At 31.5% G+C, this 19,795-nt stretch carries 20 protein-coding genes and 1 tRNA gene; 12 read left to right on the top strand and 9 right to left on the bottom strand.

The genetic code is table 11. The features are described from left to right. The first annotated feature begins 69 nt into the window (after positions 1-69). On the top strand, positions 70-243 hold the full coding sequence (gene tatA, locus E0I26_RS00785) for a twin-arginine translocase TatA/TatE family subunit (RefSeq protein WP_131914599.1): 174 nt from the start codon (positions 70-72) through the stop codon (positions 241-243). Positions 244-284: 41 nt separating this feature from the next. Here the strand turns inward: tatA and E0I26_RS00780 are convergent, their stop codons facing one another. Both E0I26_RS00780 and E0I26_RS00775 read right to left on the bottom strand, forming a co-directional pair. Next, a complete protein-coding gene (locus E0I26_RS00780; RefSeq protein WP_131914598.1) occupies positions 285-2,408 on the bottom strand; it encodes a Tex family protein in 2,124 nt (707 codons plus the stop codon). Positions 2,409-2,461: 53 nt separating this feature from the next. Beyond that, on the bottom strand, positions 2,462-3,280 hold the full coding sequence (locus E0I26_RS00775) for a BRO family protein (protein ID WP_131914597.1): 819 nt from the start codon (positions 3,278-3,280) through the stop codon (positions 2,462-2,464). 92 nt (positions 3,281-3,372) lie between these two features. Here E0I26_RS00775 and E0I26_RS00770 point away from each other — a divergent pair, with 92 nt between their 5' ends. Further along, positions 3,373-3,702 (top strand): DUF1294 domain-containing protein, encoded by a 330-nt coding sequence (locus tag E0I26_RS00770; protein WP_317126107.1) that lies wholly within the window; start codon positions 3,373-3,375, stop codon positions 3,700-3,702. Here E0I26_RS00770 and E0I26_RS00765 read toward each other — a convergent pair. The 3 genes from E0I26_RS00765 to E0I26_RS00755 form a co-directional block, all read right to left on the bottom strand. Beyond that, positions 3,681-4,823: an ATP-binding protein gene (locus E0I26_RS00765; protein ID WP_131914596.1), complete on the bottom strand. Its 1,143-nt coding sequence runs from the start codon at positions 4,821-4,823 to the stop codon at positions 3,681-3,683. The two genes, E0I26_RS00770 and E0I26_RS00765, sit on opposite strands and share 22 nt — an antisense overlap. Positions 4,824-4,953: 130 nt before the next feature. Then, complete coding sequence (rpiB, locus tag E0I26_RS00760) at positions 4,954-5,382, bottom strand: ribose 5-phosphate isomerase B (RefSeq protein ID WP_131914595.1); 429 nt, start codon at positions 5,380-5,382, stop codon at positions 4,954-4,956. A gap of 744 nt (positions 5,383-6,126) precedes the next feature. After that, positions 6,127-6,360, bottom strand: coding sequence for a DUF2007 domain-containing protein (locus E0I26_RS00755; protein ID WP_131914594.1), 234 nt, complete (start codon positions 6,358-6,360; stop codon positions 6,127-6,129). Positions 6,361-6,478: 118 nt separating this feature from the next. Here E0I26_RS00755 and rnr point away from each other — a divergent pair, with 118 nt between their 5' ends. The 4 genes from rnr to E0I26_RS00735 all read left to right on the top strand — a co-directional run bounded on the left by rnr (position 6,479) and on the right by E0I26_RS00735 (position 10,629). Beyond that, entirely contained in the window at positions 6,479-8,671 is a 2,193-nt protein-coding gene (rnr, locus tag E0I26_RS00750; protein WP_131914593.1) for a ribonuclease R, read from the top strand. Positions 8,672-8,676: 5 nt separating this feature from the next. Further along, a complete protein-coding gene (locus E0I26_RS00745; protein ID WP_131914592.1) occupies positions 8,677-9,345 on the top strand; it encodes a head GIN domain-containing protein in 669 nt (222 codons plus the stop codon). Positions 9,346-9,385: 40 nt separating this feature from the next. Beyond that, positions 9,386-10,063 (top strand): LysE family translocator, encoded by a 678-nt coding sequence (locus E0I26_RS00740; protein ID WP_131914591.1) that lies wholly within the window; start codon positions 9,386-9,388, stop codon positions 10,061-10,063. Between the two features lie 173 nt (positions 10,064-10,236). Beyond that, positions 10,237-10,629 carry a hypothetical protein gene (locus E0I26_RS00735; RefSeq protein WP_131914590.1) on the top strand — a complete coding sequence of 131 codons (393 nt, stop codon included), beginning with the start codon at positions 10,237-10,239 and terminating at the stop codon, positions 10,627-10,629. Positions 10,630-10,814: 185 nt separating this feature from the next. Here the strand turns inward: E0I26_RS00735 and E0I26_RS16415 are convergent. Next, positions 10,815-10,885: transfer RNA gene (locus tag E0I26_RS16415), tRNA-Cys, on the bottom strand. Between the two features lie 104 nt (positions 10,886-10,989). Continuing rightward, positions 10,990-11,349 carry a dihydroneopterin aldolase gene (gene folB / locus E0I26_RS00730; RefSeq protein WP_131914589.1) on the bottom strand — a complete coding sequence of 120 codons (360 nt, stop codon included), beginning with the start codon at positions 11,347-11,349 and terminating at the stop codon, positions 10,990-10,992. A 125-nt stretch (positions 11,350-11,474) separates the two neighbouring features. On the opposite strand from folB, the gene E0I26_RS00725 reads away from it, so the two are divergent. The 4 genes from E0I26_RS00725 to E0I26_RS00710 all read left to right on the top strand — a co-directional run bounded on the left by E0I26_RS00725 (position 11,475) and on the right by E0I26_RS00710 (position 14,858). After that, entirely contained in the window at positions 11,475-13,577 is a 2,103-nt protein-coding gene (locus E0I26_RS00725; protein ID WP_131914588.1) for a glutamine--tRNA ligase/YqeY domain fusion protein, read from the top strand. Positions 13,578-13,879: 302 nt separating this feature from the next. Continuing rightward, complete coding sequence (locus E0I26_RS00720; protein WP_131914587.1) at positions 13,880-14,209, top strand: YtxH domain-containing protein; 330 nt, start codon at positions 13,880-13,882, stop codon at positions 14,207-14,209. Positions 14,210-14,249: 40 nt separating this feature from the next. Beyond that, the gene (locus tag E0I26_RS00715) at positions 14,250-14,600 is read left to right on the top strand and encodes a phage holin family protein (protein ID WP_131914586.1); all 351 of its coding nucleotides are present in this window, start codon (positions 14,250-14,252) and stop codon (positions 14,598-14,600) included. Between the two features lie 3 nt (positions 14,601-14,603). Next, a complete protein-coding gene (locus tag E0I26_RS00710) occupies positions 14,604-14,858 on the top strand; it encodes a DUF6327 family protein (protein ID WP_131914585.1) in 255 nt (84 codons plus the stop codon). Between the two features lie 27 nt (positions 14,859-14,885). On the opposite strand, the gene E0I26_RS00705 is transcribed toward E0I26_RS00710, so the two are convergent. Then, positions 14,886-15,881 carry an SPFH domain-containing protein gene (locus E0I26_RS00705; protein ID WP_131914584.1) on the bottom strand — a complete coding sequence of 332 codons (996 nt, stop codon included), beginning with the start codon at positions 15,879-15,881 and terminating at the stop codon, positions 14,886-14,888. Between the two features lie 79 nt (positions 15,882-15,960). On the opposite strand from E0I26_RS00705, the gene E0I26_RS00700 reads away from it, so the two are divergent. Together E0I26_RS00700 and E0I26_RS00695 are read left to right on the top strand one after the other, a co-directional pair. Further along, entirely contained in the window at positions 15,961-16,602 is a 642-nt protein-coding gene (locus tag E0I26_RS00700) for an outer membrane beta-barrel protein (protein WP_131914583.1), read from the top strand. An 89-nt stretch (positions 16,603-16,691) separates the two neighbouring features. Next, entirely contained in the window at positions 16,692-18,104 is a 1,413-nt protein-coding gene (locus E0I26_RS00695; protein WP_131914582.1) for a hypothetical protein, read from the top strand. Positions 18,105-18,141: 37 nt separating this feature from the next. Here E0I26_RS00695 and gltX read toward each other — a convergent pair whose 3' ends face one another. Continuing rightward, a complete protein-coding gene (gltX, locus tag E0I26_RS00690) occupies positions 18,142-19,647 on the bottom strand; it encodes a glutamate--tRNA ligase (protein WP_131914581.1) in 1,506 nt (501 codons plus the stop codon). Positions 19,648-19,795 lie beyond the last annotated feature (148 nt).

Raw genomic sequence — 19,795 nt, 5'->3', positions numbered from 1 at the left:
GTTAACTAATTCTATTTACCTTTGCCCTTAGATTTATTACAAATTTGCTTCGGCATAAATTATCGTATTATGAGTAGTATAGGTGTTACAGAAATCCTTGTTATATTGGCCATTGTTTTATTACTTTTTGGAGGTAAAAAAATTCCAGAACTAATGAAAGGTCTAGGAAGCGGAATTAAAGAATTTAAAAACGCAGCCAAAGACAGTCAACCAGCTGATAAAAAAGAAGAAGAAACAAAATAAAAAAAGGCTTTTCATAATTTGAAAAGCCTTTTTTTTGTTTTTTAAAGTATCATACTCAACTGAATCCTCTTTCTATCCTCATCCACTTCAACAACTTTTACGGTAACGTGTTGATGTAATTTCACTACTTCGTTTACATCGCTTACAAAACCTGCTTTGAGTTGAGAAATGTGAACCAAACCACTTTCTTTTACTCCAATATCCACAAAACAACCAAAATTGGTAATGTTATTGACAATTCCAGGCAAAACCATTCCTGTTTTTACATCTTTTATCGTTTTTACATTCGGGTCAAATTCAAATACTTTGGCTGATTTTCTTGGGTCTAATCCTGGTTTTTCGAGTTCTTTAATAATATCTTTCAATCCCAATAAACCGATTTCGGGGGTAATGTAATTTTCTGGTTTTATTAAAGCGGTTTTCTCTTTGTTGGCAATCAAATCATTCACCGTAAGTTTCAAATCTTTTGCCATTTTCTCCACAATTCCATACGCCTCGGGATGAACGGCTGAATTATCCAACGGATTTTTTGCATTCGAAATTCGAATAAATGCAGCACCTTGTTGATACGCTTTTTCACCCAAACGTGGGACTTTTTTCAGTTGTTTTCTATCTTGAAAAGGACCATTTTCTGAACGATATTGTACAATATTTTCGGCCAGCTTCTCTCCTATTCCACTCACATAACTCAATAAATGTTTACTGGCCGTGTTGATGTTTACCCCAACCGAATTCACGCACCGAATCACCGTACTGTCCAATTCTTCTTTCAACTTATTTTGATCCACATCGTGTTGGTATTGGCCTACACCAATGGCTTTTGGGTCAATTTTTACCAATTCCGCCAATGGATCACTCAATCGTCGTCCGATAGAAACCGAACCTCGAACTGTGACATCATAATTAGGAAATTCATCTCTGGCAATTTTAGAAGCTGAATACACGGATGCTCCTGCTTCGGAAACAATAAAAACCTGAACCGGTTTATCGAAAGCTATTTTCCTAATGAAGAATTCCGTTTCACGCGAAGCGGTTCCGTTTCCTATTGAAATTGCATCAATTTTATAGGAATTCACCATCGAACGAATTTTTTTCATCGCCATGGCTTCCTCTTTTTGAGGCGCATGTGGATAAATGGTTTCGTTATACAACAAATCTCCTTTTTCGTCCAAACAAACAATTTTACAACCGCTTCTAAATCCGGGATCAATTGCCAGAATTCGTTTTTCACCTAAAGGCGGCGCCAGTAATAATTGCCCCAGATTGTTCGCAAAAACCTGAATAGAATTGGCATCAGCCTTAGCTTTGGCTTCTTGCAAAGCTTCATTTGAAATCGCCGGATTCAATAATCGTTTGTAGCTGTCTTCGATAGCCAATTGAACGTGTGGCGTGGTTTTATTTTGACTTTTTAAAACTAACGCATCAATAATATCATACGCTTCATTAATATCAACTTCTACTTTAAACTTGATAAAACCTTCATTTTCTGCACGAAGCATTGCCAACAATCGGTGCGATGGTGCTTTTGTCAAAGGTTCTGACCAATCGAAATATTGGTTGAATTTTTGAGCATCTTGTTCTTCTTTTTTGGTTTTTACCACTTTGGTCGTAATGGTTGCTTTGCGCTCAAATAACCTACGCAATTGTTTACGAACATAAATATTTTCGTTGATCCATTCGGCAATAATATCTCTAGCTCCTTGCAAAGCTGATTCTTCATTGATAATATTTTCATTCAAATATTGTGTGGATATAAAATCGACATCGTCATTATTTTGCGCCATGATGATTTTAGCCAACGGTTCTAATCCATTTTCGCGGGCAACATCCGCTTTAGTTTTTTTCTTCTTTTTGAATGGCAAATAAAAATCTTCCAGTTCTTGTAATTCAAAACTCTGTTGGATTTTTTTCTCTAATTCTGGACTAAGCGCATTTTGTTCCTGAATCGATTTTAAAATCGCTTCTTTGCGTTTTACAATCACTTCATACTCCTTTTGGAGTTTAGCAATTTGCTCAATAAAAACCTCGTCCAGATTGCCGGTTTTGTCTTTTCGATAACGCGAAATGAATGGAATTGTACAATCTTCCTGTAATAATTGAACGGTATTTTGAATGTTTATCGCTGCTGTAGCAACGGATTTTGATATGAATTGTATGTTGGTCATTTCTAGTTTATGCTATTTAATATTTTGAAATGGTTTTGAAATTCTCCATTTGATTATTCCACTTGTTTTTGTGTTGATGGCAAAAAATTTTCTCCCGTTACTACACTTTTTCCTGTTTTGTCTTCCAGTGCCAATCGGGCATTTTTTGCAATTGCTCCGCCTTTTTTACTGGCTTTTGCATTTTCTATAAGTCCTTTGGCTTCATCGGTTTCGGCGATTTGTCTGGTGGAAAGTTCCGCCAAAGCGGTAAAAATTAACTCAGCTTCGCTCATGTGGTCTCTCAGGTTTTGAGACTTCAACCCTTTTACTTCTTTATGTTTCTTAACTGATAATCCCGTCCATTCCTGATGAATAATGTTGGTCAATAAAGCAAACTCATCGGATTTCTCTACACCGCTTTCTTTCCAATAATCGGTAAGTTTATTTCTGGTCTCCTGCCCAGTCATCCGTTGCTGAATCCATTTTTCGCTTCGTCCGAGTTTTTGCCAATTTTCTCGGGCACGATCCAAACTTTGTGCGGGATCGGCAAGTTCTTGCATCCTTTCGTAACCCACTTTTGCCAACCATTGTTTGAAAGGTTCCGCTTTTGGAGAAGGAATAGATTGAATTAGTCTTAAAAGTTGCTCGGTATCTGCCACATCTGTTGCCCTTTGCTTACCATCAGATGCTTCCATTTTCAACTGTCCGATTTCTTCGGACAGTTCACTTCCTTCTATTTTTAGTTTTGATTTTAAATCAGCCCAATACTTTCTTGGTCTATCAGAACCCGATAATATTTCGATTACATCTATAATCGAAAAGTACCAAACTTCCTTTTCATCATCATAATGACTTCTAACTTTTTTTTGTTCAAATAATTTTATTGGACTCATAATTTAAAAATTTTGTAGAGACAATATTGATAGACTAAATTAAATTTGCCCTTATATATTCCTTTTTTATTGTAAAAAAAACAGTGTAATATATGAAATTTAATCAAAAATTAATCAAACAACCACTATCTTTAATCCTTATTTTTACACCAATGATGGTTTTATTATATTGTTTTTTGATTCTCAATTTCTTATCTTTTGTGGTAACCGGCTATGATAAACGATTGGCTATAAAAAACAAAAGAAGAATTTCTGAAAAAACACTTTTAAGCTTCGCATTTATCGGCGGAACAATTGGTTCCGGGTTAGCGATGCTTGTTTTCCGACATAAAACTTCAAAAATGTCTTTTTTATGGAAGTTTTTTTTAATTGGTATACTGCAGGTTTTTATAGCATATTTCTATGTTATAAAATCTAAATAATTACTCTTGTTAATGACTTCAAAAGTAGCATCCGGATAGGCTTTTGCGAAAGCGGCAGGAATTTTGACTTTTTTAGTCTCATTCCATTTAAACTCAAATCCTGACAATTTATCAGCTGTTTCTTCAAGCCAGTCTAGTTCTTGCTGATCATAAGTGCGCCAGAAATAATTATTGCTTTTTATTTTTAAATAATTTTGCTTTTTAACGCGTTCTACTGCCAAGTAATTTTCCCATAAATCGCCCACATCTGTTCTGAAATCCAATCGATTAAAATTAGTAATGATTCCGTTTCTAATGCCATTGTCATAAAAATACCAACGGCTGGATTTCACAATTTCCTTCCGAAGATTGCGGCTAAATCCTTCTACTTTAAAGATAATAAACACTTTAGAAAGCAAATCCAAATAAGTAGCAACTGTATTTTTAGACATTTGCAACTGATTTGCTAATTCCTGCAACGAAACTTCTTTTCCTAATTGATACGCTATCAACCGCAGCAAATCATATATTTTATCGGCGTGTTTTATTCCTTCAAAAACTAAAATATCTTTAAGTAAATACGAATTGATGATTTCATACAAATACTCTTTTTTATCCTCCCAATCTGAATATTGAATCAGTTCCGGATAACTTCCAAAAAGTAATCTTTCCTCTAATTTTTCTGTAGTTTGTTTGTAATTTTCGTATTTGGAATATTCCATTTGTGCTAATGGAAAAAGATATAAGGTGTTTTTTCGTCCTACTAATGGTTCACCAAGAGTATTGTTTAAATCAAATATGGAGGAACCTGTGGCAATAATTTTAATTCCATCAATAGAATCAACAATTAGTTTTAGAATAAGTCCAATATCAGGAATCGTTTGGGCTTCGTCTATAACCAATAAATCAATATTGAGTAATAATCGCTTGTAATTCGCTACGGAACGTTCTTTGAGTAAATTAGCGTCATTGATATCTTCTCCGTTCAGTTGCAAATAACTTCCGTCAGGAATAGTTTGAAGATAATTTTTTAGTAGTTCAGTTTTTCCAACACGACGAGCGCCCAGTAAAATCAATACTTTATTAGAAAGTACTTTTTTACCAAAATCTTGAAATAACGCTCTTTTTAAATAATTTTCCATTCTATTTGATTTAGAAACCTAAACCAAATATAATCAAAAAATAGTAATTCAGTCAGTGTATTGACTAAATTAATGTAAATTCAGTCAACGCACTGACTGAATTAATGTAAATTTAGTCAATAAAAAGATTCTAACAAGAAATTTTATCCACTCTATTTTGGTGTCTTCCTCCTTCAAATTCAGTGTTTAAGAACGCTTCTACCATTTCTACTGCTTGTGGAATCGATGTAAAACGAGCGGGAATACTAATAATATTCGCATTATTATGAAGCCTTGTTAAAACAGCTATTTCTTTTGTCCAGCATAAACCTGCTCTAACTTTTGGATATTTATTCACCGTCATGGCAATTCCATTTCCGCTTCCGCAAATAACAATTCCAAAATCAGCTTTTGCTTCTGATACATCTTTTGCAACAGCATGACCATAATCAGGATAATCTACACTGTCTGCAGAATCCGTTCCGTAATTAGTTACCTCATGTCCTTTTGCTTTAAGCATTTCGACAATTGCTTTTTTGTAATCTGGTCCTGCGTGATCGTTTCCAATGGAGATTTTCATTTTATATGTATTAAGTTGTGTGGTGCAAATTTAAATAAAGAAATTTAGTTTTGTAGAATTTAAATCTCGCTTCTTTGATTGATTATTACAATTGATAAAAGTCATTAAAAATAAAAATTGATAATAGATTGTATAACTGTCAGATTACTATTTGATTAGCAGTTATCAACAATTTTAATAAATCTATAAATAGCTGTGAATCAATGTAGATTTTATATTTAAAATGTTAAAAATTTACATTGTTAATAGCAAAACGCAATCGCTTGATATTCAGTTAACTTTAAATTAACACAAGATGTTCATAACTTTAGATAGAATATTAGAAGTTTTTTTGGGTTGTAATGAAAAAATAAGTAATCCAAAACCCACATTAGAAATCCAAATTTAGTTCGTTGAATTTTTAGAATAGTTATCAATATTAAAAAGTAGTTTATCAACAAAATTTTAAAAAGTACTTATTTACAAAAACTATTCCTTTTAGATTATTAACCATTGTTAATTAAAATTCAAAAAGACTTTAAAACGAAGACTTTAGTATAAAATAACTATGTTGATAAGTCCGTATAACATCTTTAAACTTGATTTCAATACATTTTAAAATAAATTTATTGCGACTATTAACACGCTATAATAACAACCTAAAAATAATTTAAATTTAATTTTTCTTTTTGTTTATATAAATATATGTTGACAACTTTGAAAAAATTAGAATTCAAAAAATAGATTTTAGTCTTCTTAATTATTTTAAACGATCGTTAGATTGTTATTCAAGTCGTCTAAAAATTTTTGTACTTTTTCAAAATCACTGATGTGAATTTTAAGCTTGATTCCACCGTAAGCAAAACTCCCAAATGGATCGACTGAAACTAAGGTTTCGTTTTCAAAAAAATAGTTAATTTTTTCTTGTTCCAATAAATGCTTCAGTACTACAATTTCATGTGAATAATTAAAAATTGCAATGGTTTGAAAGTCTTCCATTTTGATTGTTTTTATAAAGATACAACTATTCTTTAAAGTTATATTTTCTTTAAAACTGTGAACTCTTTACCGATAACAGTTTAGTATTTTGTAATTTTAGACTTTTAAGAACAGATTTATGAGTAAAAGATTAAGAAAGCCGATAAAAAAAGAGAAAGATTTCTCTGATAAAATTCTAAAAATATTATCGCAAAGTGCTAATAAAGCATTCAACTACAAACAAATAGGAGCAAAGCTGGAACTGGATGATACCCAAAGCAGAAATCAAATTATAAAAGATTTGAAGATTCTGGCTTCGCAAAATAAAATTATAGAATCAGAACCTGGCAAATATTTAGTAAAAGCAGTGAGTCAGGATTACTACGAAGGTAAAATTGACATGACCGGTCGTAAAACAGCTTATTTTGTTTGTCCTGAAATGGAAGAAGATGTTTTTATTCCTACCAATAATTTGAACCACGCTTTAGACAAAGATATTGTCAAAGTATATGTTTACAATCGAAGAAAAGGGAAAAGACCTGAAGGTGAAGTGATTGAAGTGATTGAAAGAAATAAAACTGACTTTGTGGGTGTAATTGACATTCAAGCTAATTTTGCTTTTGTTTCTACAGCCAATCCAAAAATGTATACTGATATTTTTATTCCAAAGGATAAAATAGGCGAGGCGGAGCAAGGCGATGTAGTTTTGGTTCATATCGAAGATTGGCCAGCCAGAGCGGATAGTCCTTTTGGTTCCGTAATAAAAGTTTTAGGGAAACCTGGAGAACACGATACAGAGATTCATGCTATCCTTGCAGAATATGGATTGCCATCAGAGTTTCCTATTGAAGTAGAAACATTTGCACAAAAAATTGATACCTCGATAGAAGAAAGTGAAATTGCCAAACGTCGCGATATGCGAGATACGTTGACTTTTACCATTGATCCAAAAGATGCTAAAGATTTTGATGATGCTTTATCATTTAAAAAATTAGAGAATGGTAATTACGAAATTGGTATTCATATTGCCGATGTTTCCCATTATCTTCAAGAAGGAACAATCCTGGATGATGAAGCGTATCAAAGAGCGACTTCGGTTTATTTAGTTGATCGAGTAGTGCCAATGTTACCGGAAGTGTTATCAAATTTTGCTTGTTCATTACGACCAAACGAAGAAAAATATACGTTTTCGGCTATTTTCGAAATCACCGAAACATCACAAGTGGTCAATCAATGGTTTGGTAGAACTGTAATTTATTCGGATCAACGATTCTCGTACGAAGAAGCGCAATACATTATAGAAACCAAGGATGATGTAATTCCCGAAGAAATTTCTATAACTGGAAGTTCGTATCAAGTTTCGGAAGAAATAGTGTCTGCGACTTTAAAAATGGACGAATTAGCTAAAATTTTTAGAAAAAGAAGAATGGCTGATGGTGCCATTTCTTTTGATAAAGTAGAAGTGAAGTTCAATTTAGATGAAGCGGGTGAACCTCAGGGTGTTTATTTTAAAATATCAAAAGATGCGAATCATTTGATTGAAGAATTCATGCTTTTGGCGAATAAAAAAGTAGCAGAATACATTGGAAAACAAAAGAAAACCTTCATTTACAGGATTCACGATGAGCCTAACGAAGATAAGTTAATTGCTATGCAAACAGTAATTGCAAAGTTTGGTTATAAAATTGATTTCCGTAACAAAGGCGATATTTCGAAATCATTGAATGCGTTGATGGAAGAAGTGAATGGTAAAAAAGAACAGAATTTAATTGATACTTTGGCAATTAGAAGTATGAGTAAAGCCAAATATTCTACGGATAATATAGGACATTACGGTTTGGCTTTTGATTATTATTCTCATTTTACATCGCCTATTCGTCGTTATCCCGATGTAATGGTGCATCGATTATTACAGCATTATCTGGACGGAGGAAAATCAGCCGATGAAGAAACGTATGAAACGAAGTGTGTTCATTCTTCCACAATGGAAGGTTTGGCAACCAATGCGGAGCGCGATTCTATCAAATACATGCAGGTAAAATACATGCAAGATCATCAGGATCAAGAGTTTTTAGGTGTAATTTCCGGTGTGACGGAATGGGGAATTTATGTAGAAATCATCGAGAATAAATGTGAAGGAATGTGTAGAATCCGTGATATAAAAGACGATTATTACACCTTTGACGAAAAACAATATGCACTAACTGGCGCAACTTCGGGTAAATTATTACAATTAGGAGATGAAATTTACGTTAAAGTAAAAAATGCCGATTTAGTTAAAAAACAACTGGATTTTAATTTTTTAAGAAGAATTGAAGAACCAATTAAATAAAAAAAATGAAAAAATTAGTGATTATTACCTTTGTATTGTTAACTCAAATAACAAATGCTCAGGTATCCAGAAACTTAGGAGATTTTGATGAAGTAAAAGTATTTGATAAAATCAACGTAAAATTAATTTCAGCTTCAGAAAATAAAATAGTTATAACGGGAGACCGAGCTGATGAAGTAGAAACGGTTAATAAAAATGGAGAACTGAAAATCAGAATGCCTTTTCCAAAACTATTATCAGGCGATGCTATTACAATTAAATTATATTTCAAAAATATTGAAAGTATCAGTGCAAGCGAGGGAAGTTATGTTTCAAGTGAAGCTGATTTTAAACAAACAATGTTGGATTTGAATGCAAAATCAGGTGCTGAGATAAACATTGAAATGGATGTTGATAAAGTAAATGTAAAGGCAAATTCAGGTGGAATAATTGATATTTCAGGTAAAGCCACAAATCAAGATGTTGTTATTACTTCAGGTGGTATTCTAAAAGGAATTGATTTACATACAAAACAAACAACAATAAGCGTTTCTGCCGGAGGAAAATCTGAAATTCATGCAACTACATTGGTTGATGCAAAAGTAAAAGCAGGAGGCTCTATTTTTATCTACGGTAAACCAAAACAGATTAACAAGGAAGTTTTCATTGGCGGTACTATTTTAGAAAAAAATTAGTACTTTGGTTTAGATTTTTGGTAATAAATTTAAATTTTTAATGATAAACGATATTTTATCTGGTATTCCGTGGGGAATTTTTTTGAGTTTTATGATTGGTCCTGTTTTTTTTATTTTACTGGAAACAAGTATTATAAAAGGATTTAGAGCTGCTTTAGTATTTGATTTAGGCGTAGTTTTAGGGGATATTGTTTTTATTGGAATTGCTTATTTAGGCAGTTACAGGTTGATTCAAAGTTTAAAAGATCAACCGGCACTTTTCATTTTTGGAGGTGTATTGATGTTAGCTTATGGTATAATTTCTTTCATTCAATTAAAAAAAGAAGAAAAAATAAACACTGATATTATTGACAGGGAAATAGTAAAAAAAAACTATTTAAGCCTTTTTATAAAAGGGTTTCTGTTGAATATTATCAATATAGGTGTTCTTGGTTTTTGGTTGGCCATTATTATTTCAGTAGGGCCAAAACTAGAAATGCAAACGTCCAGAATGATGACTTTTTTTATATCAGTAGTTGTTTCTTATTTGTTTATTGATTGTATTAAAATACTATTAGCCAAACAATTGAAAACAAAACTAACACCGGTAAATATTTTTAAAATTAAAAAAGGAATCAGTATTGTAATGATGGTTTTTGGGATGGTTTTAATCACCCAAGGTTGGTTCCCAGAAGAAAAAGAAATGGTAAAAAAAGCATTTGAAAAAATAGATAAATAATAGATAATAATTTTAATTATCAAAGATATACCGCTCAATTAGAGCGGTTTTTTTATGTCTTGAAATATTTAAAAATGTTATCAATAATTATAAAATTGATATTTTTAGTGTATTTAACTTGTATTAATAATATAAATTAAATATCTTTGTAAAATAATTTAAATTAAAAAACTATGAACTCAGAAAACAAAGTTGTTTCAGATTCTGAAATTATGAAAAAATTGTTAGAAAAACTAAGATATTCAGCACTTGCTTTTGCAAATGAATTAGATTATAAAAGTCATTCTACAATTGATCATATATTAAAAGGAAGAAATAAAATCAGTGATGATTTAATATCCAGAATTATAAATAAATTTCCTGAAGTACATTATTGGTTTTTAAAAAGGGGTCAAAATCCAATTATTCTGAACGAAAAATTAAAAGAAAATCAAGCTGAATTATTAGGAATTAAAGTTGGTGTTGAAAATACTGATTATAGTTTAGAAACCTATGTAACTTTAAAAAATATAGAAGTTACAATGTCTAAAATTTTAGAATTTTTAGAAAGTAAAAAAATAAGCTAAAAATAAGTTGCTTTTTAGGGGCTTATCTATGGAAAATTATTTTTAACAATTAAGAAATTAAGAAAAATTAAGTGTTAAGTCTTAATGAAACTTAATTTCTTAATGGTTTATAATAGAAATTTTTTTGCACTTTTTCTTAAAAATTAGCCATAAAAAAAACCTCCAAATTGCTTTGAAGGTTTTTGAGGCATCGTCCGGATTCGAACCGGAGTAGGAGCTTTTGCAGAGCCCAGCCTAGCCGCTCGGCCACGACGCCATTGTTAAACGGATGGCAAAAGTACTTAAAAAGTTTAAAGATTAAAAGATTAAAGTTTAAAAGTTTCAAAAAATATTTTTTTACCCTTTTTAAACATCTCTTATTTAACTTCTATATTCTTCCATTTCGATAGTAACTGCTTCAACATCACCACCAATAGGAGGATTGAGTTTAGAAACTTGTAAAATAATTCTTGAAATTTCAGGGATTTCACGAAAAATTCGGGTTAGGATACGATTTGCAACATGTTCCAATAAGTTCGATCGTATGGCCATTTCTTCTTCCACAATACTATTTAAATGCACGTAATCCACAGTATCTTTCAAATCATCTGATATACTGGATTTTCTTAAATCAGTTTTGATTTCTAAGTTTACTGAATAATCAGACCCAATTTTTCCCTCCTCGATTAAACAACCGTGGTAAGAGTAGGTTCTGATATTTTTAAGTTTTATAATTCCCATTTTTTTATTTTTTTTGTTTAAAGTGTAAAGTTTAAATTGGAATTGCTAACTTTTCATAGGTTTCTATGGAAACATTAAACATTAAACCTTAAACTTTTTTACCTTTGCTAAAATAAAACAAAAAAATGTCAACTGAAGAAAAATCACTCCATTTTATAGAACAAATCATCGAAGACAGTTTATCAAACGGTTTTCCCCAAGATAAATTACGTTTCCGTTTTCCACCAGAACCTAATGGGTATTTACATATAGGTCATGCTAAATCGATTTGCTTGAATTTTGGTTTAGGATTAAGGTACAATGCACCAATTAACTTGCGTTTTGACGATACAAATCCAGCCAAAGAAGAGCAGGAATATGTAGATGCTATAAAGGAAGATTTGCAATGGTTGGGTTTCAATTGGGCCGAAGAAAGGTATGCATCGGATTACTTCCAACAATTATACGATTGGGCTGTAAAAATGATTAAAAACGGTAAAGCTTACGTTGACAGTCAATCTTCAGAAGAGATGGCTGAGCAAAAAGGTACGCCTACACAACCTGGAGTTGATGGACCTTACAGAAACCGTTCTGTTGAAGAAAATCTTTCTTTATTCGAAGGAATGAAAAATGGTGATTTTCAGGAAGGAAGCCATGTTTTACGTGCCAAAATTGATATGACTTCGACTAATATGTTGATGCGTGATCCTTTGATGTATCGTGTTTTACACCGTCATCATCACAGAACCGGAAACGATTGGAAAATCTATCCAATGTATGATTTTGCACATGGCGAAAGTGATTATATAGAACAAATTTCGCATTCTATCTGTACGTTAGAATTTGTGATGCACCGGGAATTATACAACTGGTTTTTGGACCAAATTTATGATGACTCAAAAGTAAAACCACATCAATATGAATTTGCGCGTTTGAACTTGAATTACACGGTAATGAGCAAGCGAAAACTGTTGCAATTGGTTCAGGAAAATATAGTAAATGGTTGGGATGATCCTAGAATGCCAACTATTTCAGGACTAAGAAGAAGAGGATATACAGCGAATTCTATTCGTAAGTTTTGTGAAATTATTGGTGTTGCCAAACGAGAAAATATAATTGATTTTTCACTTTTGGAATTTTGCTTGCGCGAAGATTTGAATAAAACGGCTCCAAGAGTTATGGCGGTTTTAGATCCAATAAAATTGGTAATCACTAATTATCCGGAAGATAAAGAAGAATGGCTGGAAGCCGAAAATAATCAGGAAGATGAAAGCGCAGGATTTAGAAAAGTTCCTTTTTCAAAAGAATTATATATTGAAAGAGAAGACTTTTTAGAAGATGCTCCGGCTAAGTTTTTCCGATTGAGTTTAGGCAGAGAAGTACGTCTTAAAAATGCCTATATCATTAAAGGAGAACGTGTTATAAAAGATACTGCTGGAACTATTACGGAGATTCATGTAACGTATGATGAAGACAGTAGAAGCGGAAGTGGGAGCGAAGCCAGTCAACGAAAAGTGGCTGGAACCTTGCATTGGGTTTCTATACAACATACTTTAGAAGCTGAAGTTCGTCTTTACGATCGCTTGTTTATCGATGAAGCTCCAGACAGTCATAAAGAGAAAAATTTCTTGGAATTTATGAATCCTAGTTCGTTACAAATTGTAAAAGGATTTGTAGAACCAAGCTTGGCAACGGTTCAATCTGGAGAGAAATTCCAATTTCAACGGTTGGGTTATTTCAATGTGGATAAAGACACAACCGAAGGTAAAATTGTCTTTAATAAAACCGTTGGATTGAAAGATGCATGGGAAGAAAAAGGCAAAAAAGAAGAAAATTTATTGATGAATACTCAAAAAGAAATCAATAAATATGTGAAAGAAAAGGATGAAAACAATGCCAATTTGATTCTAAACAGCATTGTTGATAACATAAAGAGTATTGATAATTACAGTTTAATTATTCAGACTATTGTCAAAAATATCAAGAATGATAATAACTCGTTGTTGTTTTCAAATTTAATTTTGCATCATTCAGATAAAGTGCAGGTAAAAGATATTGAAGAAGAATCTTTGACAAAATTATATATGATGTCATTAAAAAGTCAAATGGCAGCCGTTAGAATTTTAACCATTGAAAATTTACAAAATGATTTGAATAATTTTACTCTTTTCAAAGTTCAACTTTCAGAATTAAAAACGAACGAGAAAAACGAAAAAGTGTTACAATTATTAAACGATCTTAAAATATAAGGTTTATTTTTAAATAGATTTTATCAATCAAAAGCTCTCTTTTTAGAGGGCTTTTTTTATTATTGTAATTTCTTATAAAAATACTATTTTTAATACTTTTTTTCAATTAAAAACAACGTCTATAAATCGATTTTAAGACCGTTTTTTAGAATAAACAACACTCAACACGAAATTCAAATAAACGTGTAACAGCTTGCTTTTATTTGCTTTTTGCCTTGTAAAATTGCACTTTAACGAGTTGTTAACGGGTTGTTGTTAATAAATCCGTATCTTTATGAAACAAACTTTTAAAATTAAGAATCATGTCGAATAATACGGGAAATACATTATTGGCTCTTTTGACTGGAGCAGCTATTGGAGCTGGAATCGGAATTTTATTCGCTCCGGATAAAGGTTCTAAAACAAGAGGGAAAATTAAAAATGGTTTTGATGATGCCAAATGTGAATTAAAAAATAAACTTGATCATGCATCTTTAGAACTGAAAGATAAATTCGCAAGTGCAAAATATGACTTAGAGGGAACATACGAAGAATTAGTTTCAAATATGAGTCACAAGACCGAAGATGTAATTTCTTTCTTAGAAGAAAAATTGGCGGAGTTAAAGAGGCAGAACGCTAAACTTCAAAAATAATTTTGATTTACCTATTGTATCAAATCCTAAAAATAAATCCATGGCTTTTGAAGAACTAAAAGAAAATACAGAAAACATTCAAGAACAAGCCAAAGCTTATTTAGAAAGTACTGCGGCTTATTATAAATTGCGGGGTTTCAAGGTTGCAATGAAATCAACAACAATGATAATAAAGTTTTCATTGATTTTATTATGTTTCAGTATGGTTTTATTGTTTTGTTCTGTAGCCGCTGCGTTAGCTATAGGCATAGCTTTAGATAGTTATGCTTTGGGATTTTTAATTGTTGGTGGAGTTTATCTTTTGATAACAGTAATTTTATTTTCTATAAAAGATAAAATCGTTGAAGGACCAATTTTAGAGAAATTTTCAGAAATCTTTTTTAACGACTAACTTATGGAAACCAAAAAATATACATCCTATGCTCAAATTGATAGGGAACTGGAAATCTTAAAGATTGAAAAAGAAATCAGTTATCAAAAAATGGCTTATGGTTTTCAAAAAACGAAAGAAAGCATAACGCCAATGAACCTTGTGAGTGGAGTTGTTGGTTCTGGTTTATCGGCATTTTCAGGCTCGTATGGAACGGTGTTAAATATTGCATTACCATACGTGATCAAATGGATTAAAAAAATAAAAAGAGGCAATTAAGCCTCTTTTTTTATGAATTCAAGTAAATTATTCTTCTGTTTCCGGTGTTTCTGGAGCTTCCGGTTTTTCAGGTAATTGATAATCGGTTTTATTTTCCTTTTTTAGATTTACTTTTCCACTTCTCTTTTTCATCATTTCACCCACTTGGTTCGAAGCACTGAATGAAGCAATCATATTGTTGAGCATGTCACTTCCGGCTTGTGGAGAATTAGGCAATAAAATCAGATTAGAATTTGCATCAGCACCAATAGCTTGTAAAGTATCATAATGTTGTGTTACTACAATCAATGCCGAAGCTTCCTGAGAGTTTATTCCAACTCTGTTCAAAACATCCACACTTTCTACTAAACCTTTGGCAATTTCTCTTCTTTGGTTGGCAATACCTAGTCCTTGTAATCGTTTGCTTTCTGCTTCAGCTTCAGCTTTGGCTACAATTCTAATTCTTGATGCTTCAGCTTCAAATTCAGCTACTGTTTTTTCTCTATCAGCCGCATTAATTCTATTCATGGCATTTTTCACTTGAATATCCGGATCAATATCAGTTACCAAAGTATTGATAATCGTATATCCATAAGTGGTCATGGCTTCATTCAATTCTCTTTTTACCGCAATGGCAATATCATCTTTTCTTTCAAAAACATCATCCAGTTTTAATTTTGGAACTTCAGCACGAACCACATCAAATACATAAGAAGTAATTTGATCGTGTGGATATTCCAGTTTATAAAAAGCATCATAAACGGTCTCTTTAATAACCATAAATTGAACCGAAACTTTTAGTTTCACAAAAACGTTGTCCTTGGTTTTTGTTTCGATGATAACATCTAATTGTTGGATTTTTAGATTTACGCGTCCTGCAATTCGATCTATTAAAGGAATTTTCAAATGCAAACCGGATTGTCTGATACTTAAAAATTTTCCAAATCGCTCTACAACAACAGCCGTTTGCTGTTTTACCGTAAAAAACGAAGACAGTAAAATGAAGAACCCAAAGACTAGTAGGATAATTAACGCAATATTCATAATATTTTTTGTTTTTAGTTAAAAATTATCTCACAATTTACAAAAAAACTTTAGGTTTGTCTTTGTAAATTTTAATTATATGAGAAAGATAACGTTTACTTTATTTTTTGTTTTCATTTCAAGGGCAACCTTTGCGCAATATGAATACAGGGATTCAAATAGGATAGGAATCAGTTTCGGAGTCAATCAATTTACCTTGAACACGAATAATTTCCAGACTAAACCTGAATTGGGTTGGAATGCTGGACTTTCTATGCGAGGAAATTTCTATAATAATTGGGACATGGTGTATAACATTCAATTTAGCGAGAATAATTTTTCTGTTGCAACGAACAGTTTGACTTTGGTAAAAGAAGATGTTAACTATAAACTGGCGTCAGCTCAAGTGTCTTTACAGGTGAGTTACAGGCTTATTGAAAATCATTTGAGTTTGGAGTTTGGACCCATCGTTCAAGTAAACGGAAAATTAAATATGGATAACACTGATGAAAATAATGTTATTTCTGGGACAACCTTGTTAGCCAAAGATATTAGGGAGATTTCAAATTTTAATTTTTATCCAACAGTTGGAATCACTTTTGGAGTCCGTCATTTCAGAGCTAATCTTTCGTATCAATATGGAATTAATAATATGCTTGAAAACTTAAACAACAAAAATTTAGGAGTCAATTTCAAAGGGAATCCAGGAATAGTAAACGGAAATCTGATTATTTATTTATAAGAAAAATTATATTAAAAATTTATCATAAAATCACTCTAATGTATTATATTTGAGTGATTTATATTTTTAACTTAAAACTAAATTTATTTATGAAGAAGCCACTTTTTTATTTTGTATTACTTTCCAGCATTTATATGAATGCTCAAACCACTATCGTTGAAGAAAAATTTGTGGAAGATAATGTTCCATTATCCTATTCTTTTTTAGAAAATTCAAATGAATTGGTAATTCATAAAGGCAAACACGTTAAAATGTCTTTAAAAAGAGAAGTCCACAGTATAAATAAATATGAACATAATTCTACAAAAAGTATTCTTATTGATAATGCCGTTTTGATGGATATTTCATTTTCCGATTTGAACAATTCTGTTTTTTTAGCTTCAGACTATGCGGCAATGAAATGGTCAACTGATTACAAAATTTATACGGAAGGAAAGCCTTCATCTCTAATAAAAAAGAAGCAAAATTATGATGTTTTTGATAAAGATAATTTGTATTTATTAGCAGATAAAAATGAAAATTCCAAAATTAATTTTGATAAAGAAGATTTATTTTTATATAAAATTAATGCAAAAACTCAAAATAAAGAAAAGATACTTATTAGTGAACCTATAATTAATCAAATTGTAAAAGACGATTATTATGATTTAAAAAAGATTTATTTTAAATCATTTTTCAGAAAAGATTATTTCGAATTAGTTACAAAATTGATTAGCAAAGATTGTAATACATCAACACTTTATAGATTTCTATATGATTATAATGGAAAGAAAATAAATTCTTATACTTATAAACTTTCTTTAGACAATCCATTTATTAGAACAAATAACGGGGGTGGAAATTTATCATATACTTCTTTTCAAAATAGCTCTAACGTAATTGTTGGTTTTGTCGACCAGCTTACAATTAATAATTTTTATATTGATGAATTAACTCAAGACATTTATGTTTATGGTTTGTATGGAAAGAAGGATAAAAAGAACATAAATTCTAATCCAACAGGATATTACGTTTGTAAATTTAATCAAAAAGGAGATTTAATTTGGAAACAAACAAACGATATTAATGACAAACAATTGAATGGTTTTGGTAACGAGGGCAATTTATTTACTAGTTTAAATATAAATAAATCAAATGTCAATTTTATAATTTATTCAGAAAAGTTCGATGAATTTGTTTTTTATAAACAATTGAATTTAGAGAAGGGAAATGTTATAAATGAAAATAAAATAACATATAAAGAAGATAAGATCTTTACAATGATGAGTGGCACAAGAGATTTTATCCTATCGTTTTATGAAATAAATAAAACTAAAGTTAGATTTGATGCTTTAGGATTGGTTTATTATGATTGTAATCAAAGTTTTAAATCATATATAAATAGTATTAATTCATCAAAAGATAAAATTTATCTACATACATTAGTTTCAAAAGAAGGTATTTGGTTAATAGAAACTGATAATAAAAATTATTACAAAGTGACTTACTTCAATCACGAGTAAAAACTAAAAAGCTCCCAAATTTGGGAGCTTTTTAGTTTTACAAAGTTGCTATTGCTTTTTGAATTCTATTAATCGTTTCGTCTTTTCCAATTACTTCAACGATATCAAATAGGTGAGGACCTTTCAGCGCGCCAACCAAACTCAAACGAAACGGTTGCATTACTTTCCCCATTCCAATTTCATTTTTCGTCATCCAGTCTTTTACAATAGTTTCAATATTCATAGAAGTGAAATCGGTAATTTCCTCCACAACAGAGATTAATTCCTGCATCAAGGCCGGTGTTTCTGCTTTCCAGTTTTTACTTGCTTTTTCATCATAGGCTGTTGGAGCCACAAAAAAGAAATCACTCATTTCCCAAAATTCAGAAACAAAATGCGCGCGTTCTTTGATTAAAGAAACCACTTTAGTTAAGACACTTTCCGTTACAGAAAAACCTTTTTCAGCCAAAATAGGAGCATAGGCTTTCGCCAAAGTTGTATCTTCCTGTTTGATTAAATACTGATGATTGAACCATTTGTTTTTTTCCGGATCAAATTTAGCCCCAGATTTATGCACTCTGTTCAAGTCAAATGCTTCCACTAATTCTTTCAGCGTGAATAATTCTTTATTCGTTCCGTCATTCCAACCTAATAATGCTAAAAAGTTGATGACTGCTTCCGGGAAAAACCCTTTTTCTCTGTAACCCGATGAAACGCCTTCTGCGGTTTTCCAATCTAATGGAAATACAGGAAATCCCATTTTGTCACCGTCACGTTTGGATAATTTTCCGTTTCCAACAGGTTTCATAATCAATGGTAAATGTGCAAATTCCGGTGCTTCCCAACCAAATGCTCTGTACAATAAAACGTGTAAAGGCATCGATGGCAACCATTCTTCACCACGAATTACATGCGAAGTTTCCATTAAATGATCATCCACAATATTAGCCAAATGATAGGTTGGCATTCCATCACTTTTGAACAATACTTTATCGTCTAAAAGATTCGTTTCAAATTTCACATCGCCACGAATGATGTCATGCAAATGCAATGTTTCATTCACCGGAGTTTTAAAACGGATTACATAATGTTCTCCATCAGCAATTCTTTTAGCAGTTTCGTCTGCAGAAATCACTAACGAAGTGTCCAGTTTCTCTCGGTTATGGTGATTGTATATAAAGGTTTTTCCTTGTTCTTCTTCTAATTTTCTTGCTGCATCCAAAGCTTCGGCTGTATCAAAAGCATAATACGCATTCCCGGAATTGATTAATTCAGCAGCATATTGTTGGTACAAATCTTTTCTTTCGCTTTGACGGTATGGACCAAATTTTTCGTTTTTACCAATAGTCTCATCTGGCGCAATTCCTAACCATTCCAGCGCTTCCATGATATATTCTTCGGCACCTGGAACAAAACGGTTTTGATCCGTATCTTCAATTCTCAGGAAGAAAACACCATTGTTTTTTTTGGCAAACAAATAATTGAATAATGCGGTACGAACTCCGCCAATATGTAAAGGTCCAGTTGGACTTGGTGCAAAACGCACCCGAACTTGTTTAGACATTGCTGTAAATTTTTTGCGAAGATACAAATTCGATTACTCAATTGGATTATTTGAAAATGAGATAATGTAAGATTAATGAGTTTGATGAGTTTTAACATTTCTTTAGTCATATAAATTATTACTTTTATTGGTTATAAAAAACAAAGCA

Source organism: Flavobacterium rhamnosiphilum (assembly GCF_004349195.1).
Classification (GTDB): domain Bacteria; phylum Bacteroidota; class Bacteroidia; order Flavobacteriales; family Flavobacteriaceae; genus Flavobacterium; species Flavobacterium rhamnosiphilum.
The sequence above is the reverse complement of the archived record's forward strand: the minus strand, read 5'-3'. Positions and strand labels throughout refer to the sequence as shown.